11 protein-coding genes are annotated in these 14273 nt (G+C 74.0%); 6 read left to right on the forward strand and 5 right to left on the reverse strand.

The window, feature by feature from the left end; translation table 11 throughout:
• Positions 1–234 precede the first annotated feature (234 nt).
• Complete coding sequence (locus ACFO4E_RS16105; protein ID WP_378575609.1) at positions 235–897, forward strand: TetR/AcrR family transcriptional regulator; 663 nt, start codon at positions 235–237, stop codon at positions 895–897.
• 96 nt (positions 898–993) lie between these two features.
• Here ACFO4E_RS16105 and ACFO4E_RS16110 read toward each other — a convergent pair whose 3' ends face one another.
• The 4 genes from ACFO4E_RS16110 to ACFO4E_RS16125 form a co-directional block, all read right to left on the reverse strand.
• Entirely contained in the window at positions 994–1761 is a 768-nt protein-coding gene (locus ACFO4E_RS16110) for an SDR family NAD(P)-dependent oxidoreductase (RefSeq protein ID WP_378575612.1), read from the reverse strand.
• A 1-nt stretch (position 1762) separates the two neighbouring features.
• Positions 1763–3466, reverse strand: coding sequence for an SMP-30/gluconolactonase/LRE family protein (locus ACFO4E_RS16115; RefSeq protein ID WP_378575615.1), 1704 nt, complete (start codon positions 3464–3466; stop codon positions 1763–1765).
• Positions 3463–5295, reverse strand: coding sequence for a flavin-containing monooxygenase (locus tag ACFO4E_RS16120; protein ID WP_378575618.1), 1833 nt, complete (start codon positions 5293–5295; stop codon positions 3463–3465). The genes ACFO4E_RS16115 and ACFO4E_RS16120 overlap by 4 nt, the downstream gene beginning before the upstream one ends.
• A 369-nt stretch (positions 5296–5664) precedes the next feature.
• Positions 5665–6288: a TetR/AcrR family transcriptional regulator gene (locus ACFO4E_RS16125; RefSeq protein ID WP_378575621.1), complete on the reverse strand. Its 624-nt coding sequence runs from the start codon at positions 6286–6288 to the stop codon at positions 5665–5667.
• Between the two features lie 165 nt (positions 6289–6453).
• Here ACFO4E_RS16125 and ACFO4E_RS16130 point away from each other — a divergent pair, with 165 nt between their 5' ends.
• Positions 6454–7587: an NAD(P)/FAD-dependent oxidoreductase gene (locus ACFO4E_RS16130; protein ID WP_378575624.1), complete on the forward strand. Its 1134-nt coding sequence runs from the start codon at positions 6454–6456 to the stop codon at positions 7585–7587.
• Positions 7588–8377: 790 nt separating this feature from the next.
• Here the strand turns inward: ACFO4E_RS16130 and ACFO4E_RS16135 are convergent.
• Complete coding sequence (locus ACFO4E_RS16135) at positions 8378–8524, reverse strand: hypothetical protein (RefSeq protein WP_378575627.1); 147 nt, start codon at positions 8522–8524, stop codon at positions 8378–8380.
• A gap of 11 nt (positions 8525–8535) precedes the next feature.
• On the opposite strand from ACFO4E_RS16135, the gene ACFO4E_RS16140 reads away from it, so the two are divergent.
• The 4 genes from ACFO4E_RS16140 (at position 8536) to ACFO4E_RS16155 (ending at position 14255) form a co-directional block, all read left to right on the forward strand.
• Positions 8536–9267 carry a CPBP family intramembrane glutamic endopeptidase gene (locus ACFO4E_RS16140; RefSeq protein ID WP_378575630.1) on the forward strand — a complete coding sequence of 244 codons (732 nt, stop codon included), beginning with the start codon at positions 8536–8538 and terminating at the stop codon, positions 9265–9267.
• Between the two features lie 101 nt (positions 9268–9368).
• Entirely contained in the window at positions 9369–10319 is a 951-nt protein-coding gene (locus tag ACFO4E_RS16145) for an alpha/beta fold hydrolase (RefSeq protein WP_378575633.1), read from the forward strand.
• A 706-nt stretch (positions 10320–11025) separates the two neighbouring features.
• On the forward strand, positions 11026–11913 hold the full coding sequence (locus ACFO4E_RS16150; RefSeq protein WP_378575636.1) for a DUF4231 domain-containing protein: 888 nt from the start codon (positions 11026–11028) through the stop codon (positions 11911–11913).
• A 203-nt stretch (positions 11914–12116) separates the two neighbouring features.
• The gene (locus ACFO4E_RS16155; protein ID WP_378575639.1) at positions 12117–14255 is read left to right on the forward strand and encodes a toll/interleukin-1 receptor domain-containing protein; all 2139 of its coding nucleotides are present in this window, start codon (positions 12117–12119) and stop codon (positions 14253–14255) included.
• Positions 14256–14273: the final 18 nt, after the last annotated feature.

Raw genomic sequence — 14273 nt, forward strand, 5'->3', positions numbered from 1 at the left:
GAGCGCGATCGGAACGATGTCCAGGTCGGGGCGGCCCCCGCGATCACCCCGCCGCGGGAAAGGCGTCCGCATCGGGGCGGTCCGGCCGAATTCCCTTTCGGTATCCGACGGTGGCCGACCCGCGCCACCTGGCCACCCGGATTCCGCCCCTTTCGTCCGGGCAAGGGACGGAAGGCCGGCGAACACGGCTGAGACCGCCGATGAGATCCGGCCCTCGGACGCTATCCTTCGGCCATGACCCCCGAAGCGCCGCGGCCCCTGAGGGCGGACGCCGCCCGCAACTCCGAGAAGATCCTGCGGGCCGCCCGGGAGGTCTACGCCGACAGCGGCCCTGACGCGATGCTCGACGACATCGCCCGGCGGGCGGGGGTGGGCATCGCCACCCTCTACCGGCGCTTCCCCAACAAAGAGGCCCTGGTCCGCGCGGCCCTGGAGCAGAGCATCACCGGACGCCTCGCCCCCGCCATCGAGCAGGCGCTGGCCGACAACGATCCCAGGCGCGGCCTGAGCACCCTGATGGACGCCACCCTCGCCCTGGTGGCGGGCGAGCGCAACACGATCGCCGCCGCGGAGAACTCCGGCGCCCTCACCGCCGAGATCGCGGCGCCGTTCCTGGACTCCCTGGTCGAGCTCACCCGCCGCGGCCAGGACTCCGGCCTCATCCGCTCCGACGTCCTGCCCGAGGACATGCACCGGATCATGGGCATGCTCACCGGCGTGCTGTGGTCCACCGACCCCGGCAGCGGCGGCTGGAGCCGCTACGTCACGCTCATCATGGACGCCCTGTCGCCCGAGGGGGCCACGCCGCTCCCCCGCGCCCCCTCGGCGTCCTCCCGGTGCGCCGCCCCCGCCACCCGTCGGCCGCGCCCGGAGGCGCCGGCCGCGGAGCCGGGCTGAGCCGGCCGCACCGGGCCGGCCCGGTCATCCGGGCCCCGGCCGCGGCCGGGCGGCCCCGGCGGCTCTCGGCGCGGGGCGCCGCCGGCGGACCGGCCGTCAGACGGCGGCCCAGCCGTCGTCGACCGGGAGCACGGCGCCGTTGACGAAGGCGGCGGCGTCGGAGGCCAGGAACACCACGGCCGCCGCCTGTTCCTCCGCGGTACCCATCCGGCCGATGTTGGTGCCGATGAACCGCCCCACCACCGCGGGGCCGTGCGCCTCGCCGTCGGCGTCGACGCGCATGCCGGTCGACGTGGGGCCCGGCGCGATCGCGTTGGCGCGGATGCCCTGCGCCCGGTACATGACGGCGAGGTTCTTGACCAGGCCGACGATCCCGTGCTTGGCCGCGGTGTAGGCGGCGCCCGCCGCACTTCCGCGCAGAGCGGCCTCGGAGGCCGTGAAGACGATCGAGCCGCGCTCCGCGGCGAGCATGTGCGGCAGCGCCGCACGGGTCAGCAGGAACGGCGCCGTCAGGTTGATCCGGATGACCCGCTCCCACTCGGCGTCGCCGGTCTCGCCGAGCGCGGACATGCGGTCCATGATCCCCGCGTTGTTGACCAGGACGTCCAGCCCGCCGAAGGCGTCGACGGCGCGGTCGACCACCGTGTCCGCGACCTCCTGGTCGCTGAGGTCGCCCACCACCGCGACGGCGGTGCCCCCCGCGGCGCCGATCTCCCCGACGGTCGTCTCCGCGCCCGCCTCGTCGAGATCGGCGACCAGGACGCGCGCTCCCCTGCGCGCGAACTCAAGGGCGGCGGCCCGCCCGATACCCGACGCGGCGCCGGTGACGACGACCCCACGGCCCGTGAAATCCGTACCGCTCATGTCACACACCTGCGCCTTCCATCGTTCCCCCGCGGTCGCTCCGCGAATGCGTGTCCCGCGCCGTCAACCGCCACACGCTCCCCTCGCCGTTGGCCGACAGGAGGAGGCGGCCGTCCGGGTCGACGGCCAGGCCGGCGAACGGGCGCGGCCGGCCGACCATGCCGTGGGCGAAGAGCGCGGGTTCGGCGCGGGCGGCCGTGCCGGGGGGCGCCCCGACCGGCAGGTCCTCGGCCTCAACCCGGGTCGCCCCCGTGGTGGGCGACACCGCCCGCAGCCGCCGGTGCTCGACGTCGACCGTGAACAGCTCGTCGCCGCGGATCGCCAGCCCCTGCGGTGCGCCGAGCCCGTCCGCGACGACCTGCGCCCCGTCCCGCCCGTCCGGACCGATCCGCAGGATCGCGCCGATCCGGTCGTCGCTCACGTAGCAGCGCCCGTCGGCATCGACGGCCACGTCCACGGGATGGTCCAGCCCTTCGGCGAGGACGGTCACGGTGTCGCTCTCGTCGATGGCGACGACCCGGCCGGCGCCCGCCTCGGCGACGACGAGCGTGCCGTCCGGGCCCACCGCGATACCGACCGGCCGAGCCAGGCCCGCCGCGCGTTCCCGGGTGGTCCCCTCGGCGGGGTCGTAGGTGTGCACGCCGCCGTACTGGGAGGTGAGGTGCACGAGGCCGGAGGCGTGGGCCGCCCCGTGCACGAGGGGGGAGAGCAGAGTGAGCGAGGCGATGCCGTCGCCGCCCGTTCGCCGGGCGGTGTCCGGCCCCGACGCGTCCGGGTCCGCCGGGCTCGTCAGCCGGTAGTGGTCGGCCGCGTACACCGTGCCGCCGAGGTCGACCGTGACGCCGTAGGGCCCGTTCAGGCCCCGGGGGACGATCTCGCGGGTGCGGCCGTCGGGGTACAACTCGGTGATGCCGCCGCAGGCGTAGCTGGAGACGAACATGCGGTCGTCCGCGTCGAACGCGGCGTTGTCGAGACCCGTGAGGCCGCTGGCGACGAGCGTGCGGGTACCGGTGCCGTGCAGGTCGATGCGGGTGACGATGCCCTCCGCGCCCAGCGACAGCACGTGCAGGACGCCGCCCTGGTCGAAGCGGACCGCCACCGGGTGGTGCACGTCCTCGGCGACCACCTCGGGCGTGCCCCCGTCCGGCGGAATGCGCCACACCTCGCCCGTCATCATGTGCGGGTAGTACAGGTGGCCGTCCGGACCGAGCTGCATCGCGTTGCCGAGCGCGAGCCCCTCGGTGAGCACCGCCGCCTCGCCGCCGTCCGGGAACAGCTCCATGAGGCGTCCGCCGGGCCGCATCTCGTTGACGAACAGCCGGTCGCCGGCACAGGTGATGCCGTTGGGCACCTTCACCTCGTCCGAGACCAGCGTGCAGGCGCCCTCCGGGGCGCGGCGCCACACCCGGCCCGGGACCAGGTCGGCGATGTACATGGAGCCGTCCGCGCCGAAGGCGAGGTCGTCGGGCGACTGCACCGGGCCGTCCATCGGCACGACCACGTCCACGTCGCCGGTGGCAAGGTCGACCGCACTGATCTGCCCGGCGAGGAACTGGGCGACGTAGAGCCGCCCGTCCGGGCCGAAGGCGACGCCGTTGGAACCCCACAGCCGGCTGGGCGGGTTGAGGCGCTCGGCGCGCCAGCGCGCGCCGGCGACGGACCGTTCACCCGTCGCGTCGAACCGGGTGGGGAGCGGGGGGCTCACGCCTCGGCCTCCACCAGCACGTCGTCCATACCGCCGTTCGCGCGCCAGTGCCGGAGCAGGTCGTGGAAGGCGACCGGCCCGTCGGCATAGGACTCCCTCCGCCCGCCGGGCCTGCCCTCGTTGTTGTAGTAGCCGGGGGTGCACTCCGCCAGGAAGGCGTGCAGGTCGGGCCCGTTCTCCCGGAGGAAGGCCACCCAGGCGTCCTGCGCCTCGGGGGTCGGTTCGACGTACCGGGCCCCGCGCCTGCGCGCCTCGGCGACCACCTCGGCGACGTGCTGGGCCTGTTCGTCGAGGATGTGGACGAAGTTCACCGACGACGCGTTCTGCAACGGGCCGAGCTGGAAGAGGTTGGGGAAGCCGTGGCTGGAGAAGCCGTGGAGGGTCCTCGGGCCGTCGGCCCACGCCTCGAAGAGGTGGACGCCGCCCCTTCCGTAGACCGGAAGCCGCCCCGAAAGGATCCCGGAGATACCGGTCTCGAAGCCGGTCGCGAAGATGACGCAGTCCACCTCGTACTCGGTGTCGCCGACCACGACGGCGGTCTCCGTCATCCGCTCCACGCCGTGCGTGTCGGCCGTGTCGACGAGGGTGACGTTGGGCCGGTTGAAGGTCTGGAGGTAGCCGTCGCTGAAGGTGGGCCGCTTGCACATGTAGCGGTACCAGGGCTTGAGCTTCTCGGCGGTCTCCGGGTCCTCGACGATCCCCTCCACGCGGGCGCGGATCTCGTTCATCTTCTGGAAGTCGGCGATCTCGTAGGCGCGTTCCCGCTCTTCGGCGGGTGTGCCGGCGTAGGCGTTGGACGGGGTGAGCTTCTGCTGGAGGCGGGCGCTGCCGGTCCAGGCGTCGTTCACCAGGTCCTCGCCCGTGCCGACACCGGTGACCACCTCGAGGAAGTTGTCCCTGCGGTGCCGCTGCCAGCCCGGCTCCAGCGACGCCGCCCACTCGGGGTCGGTGGGCCGGTTGCCGCGTACGTCCACCGTGGACGGCGTGCGCTGGAAGACGTAGAGGTGCCGGGCGTCCGCGCCGAGGTGCGGCACGACCTGGATGGCGGTGGCACCGGTGCCGATGACCGCGACGCGCTTGTCGGCGAGGCCGGTCAGGCCGCCGTTCGCGTCGCCGCCGGTGTAGGCGTAGTCCCAGCGGCTGGTATGGAAGGTGTGGCCCTTGAAGGTCTCGATCCCGGGGATCCCGGGCAGTTTCGCCTGGCTGAGCGTTCCGGTGGCGGTGACCACGTAGCGGGCCCGCATGCGGTCGCCGCGGTCGGTCGCCACGATCCACTCCGACTCCGCGTCGTCCCAGCGCAGCTCGGTCGCCTGCGTCTGGAAGCAGGCGTCGCCGTAGAGGCCGAAGTGGCGCGCGATGGCGCGCGTGTGCTGCCGGATCTCCTCCCCCGGCGCGTAGCGCCAGCCGGGGACGTAGCCGGTCTCCTCCAGCAGCGGCAGGTAGACGTAGGACTCGATGTCGCAGTGGATCCCGGGGTAGCGGTTCCAGTACCAGGTGCCGCCGAAGTCCCCGCCCTTCTCGATCACCCGGATCGACTCCATGCCCGCCTGCCGCAGCCGGGCGGCGGCGAGCAGGCCGCCGAACCCGCCGCCGATGATCGCGACATCGACCCGGTCGTGCAGGGGCTCCCGGTCGGCGTCGGGATCGGCGTAGGGGTCGTCGTCGTAGTACCCGAACTCGCCGCCGACGCCGCGGTACTGGGCGTTGCCGTCGGGGCGGATCCGCCGGTCGCGCTCGGCGCGGTAGCGGGCGCGCAGCGCATCGGGGTCGAACCCGAGGTCCTGCGGGTCGGTCGGGATGCGGCTGGAGGTGGTGTGGGAGGCGGGCACCGTGTTCCCTCGTCCTCTCTGCGGTGGTTCCGGGGCGTGGTGTCACACGAGCGTTCGCACTTGCGCACGAACGGCGACATTGAAAATCTATCATCCTAAAAAATTACAGTCACAGTGACCCCGATCTCACTCACCGCGACGACGCCGGAGCGGCCTCCGCCGATCGATCCACCGCCGAGGCCGGTGGATGCGAACGGGGAACCGCCGAGACAGGACGGCTACGGGCGGGGAGCCTTCACGCGCGGACGGACAGGAGGAAGCGGAGGGGCCCACACAGGCGGGCGGTTGCGGACGGCACCCCCGCGCGGGCGGCCGACGTCGAACGGGAGCGCTCCCATGTGCCTCGGTGCCGGCCGCCGGGCCGGCCCGTCACTCGCCCGCCGCGGCCTCCCCTTCGGGGGCGGCCGGCGGCACGAGCATGCGGGTCAGCGTCTCCGCGACCGCGGCCATGTCCACCGACGGGTCGTGCATCCACTGGATCTGCAGGCCCTCCAGCACCGCCAGCACCATCCGCGCCAGGTGCTCGGCGGGTTCATCGCTCCGGAACACGCCGGTGCGCTGTCCGTCCTCGACCGACTGCGTGATCTCGGATGCGAGGTCGCGATAGCGGTCGGCGAAGTAGCCGTGCGCGGGACTCTCCGGATCGGTGGCCGCCGCCGAGAGCGTGATGTAGAGCTTGGCCAGCCCGGGGTGTTCGGTGGTGAGGCGCGTACTCGCGACAACGGCGTCGATCATGGTCCGGCGGTCCCCGGCGCCACCGGCGAACGCCCTGCCCATCACGTCCCGCCGATCCAGGACCGCGAGGAGCAGGGCGTCGCGCGTCGGGAAGTAGTACGTCAGCGCCGGCTGCGTCACGCCCACACGGTCGGCGATGTCGTGCAGGGAGGCCCGTTCCCCGTGCTCGTCGACGGCCTCGTAGGCCGCTTGGAGGATCTGCTCCCGCCGCTCCGCGCTCTTGCGGTACGGGCCCCGTGGCTTTCGCTGGTTCGTCACCCGTCAGACCGTACTGCCCTCCGTCCCCGCACCGGAGCACGCCCGCGCCCGTGCCCGCGCCCGGCGGACGACGGTGCCCTGGGGGCCTGCCCCCGCGGCCCGGCGGCCGCTGACCCGCCGCGCGCGGCACTGGCGCCCGCCCGCGCCCCTTGCCATGCTGTACGGATGCGCGTGATCGTTGTGGGCGGAGGCATCGTCGGGGCCAGCGCGGCCTACCACCTGGCGCGGCGCGGGGTGTCCACCACGCTCGTCGACGCCGCGCACACCGGGCGGGCGACGCCCGCCGGTGCGGGGATCGTCTTCCCGTGGCCCTTCCCCTGGGACCCGCCCCAGGTGCGCGACTTCGGGCTGGCCGCCGCCGCGCACTACCCCGGGCTCATGCACGAGCTCGCCGACGACGGCCTGTCCACCGGCTACGAGGTGGTCGGCGGCATCTCCGTGTCCGCTGACCCCGCCGTGCTCGACGAGGACCACGCCCTACTCACCGGCCTCGCCGCCCGGCCCGGATACGAGGGGCTGCGCGGGATCCGCCGCCTGGCCCCCGGTGAGCCCGCCGCCCGCTTCCCCGTGCTGCCCCCCGACATCGCCGGCGTCGCCGTCGAGGGCATGGCCCGCGTCGACGGCGCCCGTGCCTGTGCCGCCCTGGTCGACGCCGCCGAGGAGCGCGGGCTGCGCCGCCGCGCGGGCGACGCCGGGCTGATCGGGGACGGCAGGCGGATCACCGGCGTCCGGGTCGGCGGCGAGGACCTGGCGGCCGACGCCGTCATCGTCGCCGCCGGGGCGTGGACCGCCGACCTGCTCCGCCCGTTCGGCGTCGAGGTTCCGGTCCACCCCGTGCGCGGCCAGATCGCGCACGTCGCCGTGCCCGGACACGACACCGGCGGCTGGCCCGTGGTACGGCTGGCGCGGGGCGACCGCTACCTGCTGTCCTTCGCGCCCGATCGGATCGTGCTCAGCGGCACCCGCGAGCCCGGAGCCGGGTTCGACCGCCGCGTCACCGCCGAAGGGCTGCGCCGCGTGCTGGCCGACGCCTTGGAAATGGCCCCCGGCCTGGAGGACGCCACCGTGGTGGAGACCCGGGTGGGGCTGCGCCCCGCGAGCCGTGACGGCCTGCCGATCCTGGGCATCCCCGAGGCTCTGCCCGGCGTAGTGGTGGCCACCGGGCTCGGCGCCGTCGGCCTGACGCTCGGCCCCTACCAGGGGGCGGTCGCCGCCCGGCTGGCATTGGGCGAGGATCCCGGAAGCGACCTGTCGACCTTCGACCCCGCCCGCACGGCCACCGCCGCGGACGCGGGCTGAACCGCCGGGTCCGATCCGCCCCATACGCGGCCCCCGGCCGTCCACCGCCGCACCCGGAGCCGCCCCGGTAGCGGCCCGCCGTCCTGCCGGGGGAATCGGCCGCCCGGACCGGTCTCCCCGCCGTGGGCGGCGCTGCCGCGCGAGCGCGCCTCCGGCGGCGCCCCGGTCGGGGCCGGGCGCGCCGCATGCGTCACCGGATACGCGGCGCACCCCTCATTTCACGACCGCTCGTGAGCGATGTGCGCGATGCGGTGCGCCCGAATCGAACCGGCATGTGACCTGGCTCATAGTTTCGTGATCTTGAGTATGCCGTAACGGCATGGCGTAGTTCTAGTACCCGCCTCCCCCGTCACGAACACGAACGAGAGGAGCGGGACGCCATGGATGCGACAGTGCCGCGATGCGGCTTCCTACTCGATGCCGCCCCGGACGGCAACGGGCTCGATCCCGATACCGCCCCGGTCCGCGGGCTCGACGCGCGGTCCGGCTGTCTCCGGGCCGGCCATCGCCCGGCCGCTCCGCGACCGGAACGGCCGCGGCCCGGTGGAGGACGGGGATGCCGCGCCGACCGCTCCCGCCGTCGGCGGCGGTACCCGTAGCACGATCACCCGCACGGAACGCCGCGAGCACGAGCCGGTCCGTACCGCACCACGCGCACACGCCGACGCCGACCTCCCCGATCCGCGCGACGCGGCCGGCGCGGCCACGACCGCCCGCCGGACCGGCGCGGCCCGACCACTCCCGGGAGCACCACCAGTGACACCACGTCATGCCTCGATCCGCACGAACGTCACGGCGGGGTGATGACGTGGCCGCACTGCCGGATGAGCACGGAGAGCGCTGGAATGAACACATGCGCCCCGGACCATCCGCTGAGGCCGAACGCCTGTAGCGCGATCGCCCGCAGGACGGCGCCGCCCGAGACCAGCGACAGCACGGAGTTCCACCATGTCGACCCCGCACCCCCACCACCCGGCTCCGGCCGGCACCGACTCCCCGGCACGGCCGGGCTGGCCCGAGATCGCGGTCGGCCTGGCCGCCATGGCCGCCGCCACCGCCGTGCTCCCGTTCCTGGGTCCGCTCGGCCTCGGCCTGGACGCGGACCCCGTGGCCTACGGGCTGCTCGTGGCCGCGTGGTCGGGTGTCATCGGTCTCGCCGGCTTCGCGGCGGCCGCGCTGATCCGCGTCCGCTCCTGGGGCGCCTTCAGCGTGCGCCGCACCACCTGGCGCTGGATGGCGCTCGGCGTCCTGGGCGGGCTGGTCGCCCTGGTCGTCAAGTTCGTGGTGGTCTCCGCCATCACGATGCTGACCGATTTCGGGGACACCGACCCCCAGGGCGTGTACTACGACGCGGCCGGCGGCGGCACGCTGGCCGCACTCCTGACCCTGCTGTTCCTGGCCGTGCTCACGCCCATCGGCGAGGAGTTCCTCTTCCGCGGTGTGATCGCCAACGCGCTGCTGCGCTACGGCCCCGTCATCGGCGTCCTCGGCAGCTCGGTGATCTTCGCCGTCGCCCACGGCATCAACATCATCCTGCCCGTGGCGATCCTGGTCGGCATCATCGCCGCCGAGCTGATGCGCCGCAGCGGATCGATCTGGCCCGCGGTGGCCGTCCACGCCGTCAACAACGCGGTGCTGCCGCTGCTCGTGCTCTTCACCGGGTACTCCGGCCCCACCTGACCCGCCGCGCGGGCTCGTCATTCCACATCCATGCGGCAAGGGGATCCCCTCGCCGCATGAATCGCCCATTTCATCAGTGAAACACCCCAGTGGAGGAAACCGTGACCCGCACCAACATCGGACGATCCGCCGCGATAGTACTGTCCTGCGCCGTGGCGGGCGTGGGACTCGTCGGCTGTTCCGCGGAGGATTTCGGGGAGTCCGTGGGTGAGGCCGCGGGAGAGTTCGGCGAGGCCGCCGGGGAGGCCGCGGAGGGTGTGGGAGAGGCCGCGGGGGGCGCCGCTGAGGACATGGTCAACGGGACCGAGAAGATCACCGCCGGCGACTACTCGGTGAACGTCTCCTGCTCCGGCGACCCGGTCGCCGACCGGCCGGTCGTCGTCCTGCTGCACGGCGGCGGCGACGACCTGACCGCGATGGCCGGCCTCCAGGAGACGCTGAGCGCCGATGGCCGGGTCTGCTCCTACGACCGGCTCGGCGCGGGCGCCAGCGACCGGCCGGCCGGCCCCCAGGATTACGCCGACATCGGGGAGACGCTGACCGCAGTGCTCGACGAGGTCGCCGGGGGGCGGCCGGCCGTGCTGGCCGGGCACTCGATGGGCGGGTTGATCGCCGCCCGGTACGCCCCCGACCACCAGGACAGGGTGGGCGGCCTGGTCCTGCTGGACTCCACCTCGCCGACCGCGGTCGCCGACCTGGAGGCCCGGATCCCCGAGGACGCCTCCGGCCCGGCGGGCGACCTGCGCGCCCAGACCCTCGCCATCTATGGCGGGGAGAACCCGGAACAGCTCGTCTTCACCGACGGGGAGGTCGAATCCGCCGGCGACATCCCGACGCAGGTGATCCAGCACGGGCAGCAGTACCTGGCCGAGGTCCCCGAGTACGGGCAGGGCCTGGAGGAGGACTGGACCAAGGGCCAGGAGGACTGGCTGGGGGTGTCCGGCAACAGCGAGCTGAGCACCGCCGAGAACAGCGGGCACTACATCTACGTCGACGAGCCTGAGGTCGCCGTCGAGGCCATCGACCTCGTCACCACCCAGGCCACCGGCTGAGGAACCGGTAGCCGGCACGGAGTCCCGCATCAGGCCCGGCGGTCGCCGCGACCGCCGGGCCTGAACCGCATGCCCACCTCGCCCCGCCCCCGCCGGGAGGCCCCCTTCCGGGCGCGCTGCCCCTCGCGGCCGCCCCTGACGAAGAGGGAGTACACCTGCGCCGAGCGGATCCCCAGCGGGGACATTTGGCGGAGTGGGTCCGCGTGCCGGTCGACCACGTGCGCGCCTCGACCGCCGGTGTGGTCGCCGGGACGTCATCGGCGCGGGCGGCAGAACTCCTGGCCGGATCCGGCGCACCCCTCGACCGCCCGTGCGCGGCTGGCTACGGTTCAACCCATGCCCGAGCACACCCCCCTCGCCGACTCCGCGACACCACGGCCCCGCGCCCGTCGCCCGCGCACTTCATCCGCCGGGCCGCCATCCGGTGGGAGACCGCTGGGACACGGGCCGAGGGGCGTCCGATGACGGCTCCGGCCGCCTTCGCGGGTCCGGGCACCGCGAGCCCGCTGCCGACCGGCGCCGCGGCCCGGCCCCCCGGAACTCCTCCATCGCGGCCTGGGCGGTGCCGCCCTACTCGTGATCGCCTACCGCCCCCGGCGCACCACCGAGGACGGCGGGGACCGGGAGAAGACCGAGCCGTCCGCCGAGCGGCCGCGACCGCGATCCGCCCCGAACGGCGCAGGTCCATGGACGACAGGAGAACCCCGTGGAACGCATCCGGTACGACGACCTGCCGGCACTGCTGCGCGCCGCCGATACCAACTCGCTGGCCGGCCAGCGCCGGCTCCTGCTCATCACCCGGGTGCAGCTCACGTCCCTGATCGCCGCGGCCGGTCTCGGGATGCTCAGCCTGAGCGGGTGGGCGGGCGACGCCGCGGCCGTGCTCGCGGCCGTGGCCTTCGGCACCGCTCTGGTCACCGAGGTCTTCCGCCTGAAAGACCGGCCCGACCGCCTGTGGTACGCGGGGCGTGCGGTGGCGGAGTCGGCCAAGACCCTCACGTGGCGGTACATGGTGGGCGGCGCCCCCCTCGGGATCCGCGGCGCCGGCGGAGACGGCGCCGACACGCGGCTGCTGGACCGCTTCCGGGAGATCTCCTCGGACCTGGACGCCGGCTGGCTGGTCCCCGCGCGGGGGTCCGCGGACGAGATCACCACCGCCATGCGGCGCGCCCGCGCACTGCCGCTCGCCGACCGGCGCCTCCTGTACCTGCGGGAGCGGCTCGACGATCAGCGCGCCTGGTACGCGGGCAAGTCCCGGTGGAACGCACGGCGCTCCACGCTCTGGTCGGTGGGCCTGGCCGCTGTGGAGCTCGCCGGACTCGCCTTGGGGATCGCGCGGGCCGCGGGGCTGTTCGAGGTCGATCTCCTGGGCTTCGCGGCGGCTCTGGCCGCGGCGGGCGCGGCGTGGGTGCAGACCAGGCAGCACCAGAACCTGGCCACGGCGTACGGAGTCGCCAGCCATGAGATCTCGCTGATCCGGGCTCGGGCCGACCACAGCGTCACCGAGGAGGAGTGGGCGCTCTTCGTCTCCGACGCGGAAGAGGCCATCTCGCGGGAGCACACCTTGTGGCGCGCCTCCCACAGCGGAGGTTGACCCGGCCCCTCGTGCCGGGTGCCGGGCCCGCTCGGGCGGGCGGGCGGCCATGGTGGACGCACGGCGGAAGGACACGCGTGCACGATCGAAGAGCCGGTCGGGCGGCGGGGCGCCGCGCCGGAGCCGCATCCGTGCCGCGGCCGCCAGGGGCCCGGCACGACGGCCCGCCCCCGCCGGCGGGCGGCGCGAGCCGGACGACGACCGTGTTCGTCAGCTACTCCCGCCGGGAGTTCTACATCGCCGAGGCGATGGCCGCCACCCTCCGGCTCCAGGCCGGGCTCGACCCCTGGTTCGATGTGGAACGGCTGCGGCCGGGCATGGACTGGGCCGCGGCGCTGGACGACAGCCTGGAGCGCGCCGGCGCCCTCCTGCTCCTGGCCTCACCCGCCGCCCTCGCCTCGGAGCATGTGCGCCGCGAGTGGACCCGGGCGCTGGAACGGGGCGTCCCTCTCCACATCGGTGTCGTCGAGGCGGTGGAGCTCCCCGCCGAACTCGCCGGGTTCCCCGTTCACGATCTGCGCACGCGGTTCTTCGCCCGCGCCCCCGCCGTGGCGGAGGCGATCGCGAGGGGGGCCACGGAGCCGGCGGCCGCGCCGGCTCCCCGCCCCGGACGCCTGGGGATCCCCGCGCGCGTTCCCGCCCCGATCGCCGCCGCGGTGGCGCTGTCCGTGCTCACGGCGGCCTGTCTGGCGTGGACGGCCGCAGCACTGGTGCACCTGGACATCGCCATCATGCGCCTGGCGTGGAACCCCTGGGACGACAGCACAGTCTGGGAGGACCGGGGCACCGCTTGGGACGTCCTGCAGGGCTGGCGGTGGACCACGCTGATGTTCATCCTCCTCGGCATGACCGCTTTCGTCGTGCCCCTGGCGCCGAGCGTGCTCGTCCCGGGCACGGGCCTACTGCGGCGCAGAACCGGCCGCGGTGCGCTGGCGGTGGGCTTCCTCGCGAGCACGGCCGTAGGCGCACTCCTGCTCGTGGGGACCGTGCTGTTCCTGGAGCACGGCCTCCTCGGGGATCCTGCCTTCGCCGAGATCGCCTACCCGGTCCCGCCCCACATCACCGACGCGGCCGAGGCGCTCACCGTGCCCGTCGCGGGCACGATCGTCTTCTCGGCCGCCGGGGCGGCCGTGGCCGGGAGGTCGCGCACGCTGCACCTGTGGTCACCTACCGGGACGAGCGCCGACTTCTTCCGCGCCCAGGTCACCCGCAGGAGGCATACCCGGCAGCAGTTCGCCGCCGAACTGCGGAAGCACCGCGCCGTGTGGACCACGGAGTCGGCGCCCGGCACCGCCGGCATGGACACCTACTTCGTGCTGCGGTGGGCGCTCCTGTGCGACCGCCTTCCGCCGCTCGCGCCCGCCACCGGGGAGGCGGTGCCGGCGACGGTCGCGGTGATGTGCACGTCCCCGGTGGACGCGGCCGTCGCCGACCACATCCGATGGGCCTGCCGGCGGGCGGGGATGGCGGCGGACCCCTCTACGGCACGGCACGTCCTGGTGCTGGTGGGTTCCCACACCCCGTGGCCGGAGGCGACACGGCAGATCGAGGCGGCGGGACCGCGTGCGATCTGCGTCCTGCTCGACACCATCCGCGTGCCCCCCGACGCGGAAGGGCTGCGCCGACGACAGTGGCTCGACTTCCGCGAGCGGCGTCCGGAGACCCTGTTCGATCTGCTATCGGAACTACGGTCCCCGGAGACGGAGGGCGCGGAGGACGACCTCCCGCCGGTCCCGACAATCACCGACCGCTTCCTCGCCCCGATCACGGCGCGTTGGTTCGTGCTGATGTGCAGGAGCATCCCCGCCTTCTTCGTCGGCTTCTCGCTGGTGGGCGTTGCCCTCCGGCCGTTCGAGGCCCAGAGCACCGTGCTGGCCGCGGTCACGGTGCTGCTCGCCCTCTGCTTCACGCTCCTGGGAACCCGTGTCGCACAACGGCGGACCTCGACCGCGCGGTTCCGCGCCGGCCTGGGGGTGATCTCAGCGCTACTGCTCGTATGGTCGACGGTCGCCGCCGCGGTCCTGTGGATCCCCATCGACCGGTCCTCGCCATGGCGGGGCGAGTGGTCCGCCGTCCCCGCGGACACGATGCTGGAATTGGACCGCGTGGCTGGGGTGCTCTCTACGGTGGCCACGGCCGTTATGCCGTCCGCGAGCATCATCTGCGTCTTCGCCCTCTCCCACCTCACCCTCGAGGGTCTGTGGATCCTGCCGCGGCGAGCGCCCGGAAGATCCCCGCACCTACCCGCCCGCATGAGGACTTGGAACGGCTTCTGGCCCTTTCTGGCGGCATACGGTGTCCTCTGCAGCCTCATCTTCGAGACCCATGTGGCCTTGGCATGAGCCGCCGCCGCACGCACC

It is taken from the genome of Nocardiopsis mangrovi (assembly GCF_042653925.1).
GTDB lineage: Bacteria > Actinomycetota > Actinomycetes > Streptosporangiales > Streptosporangiaceae > Nocardiopsis_B > Nocardiopsis_B mangrovi.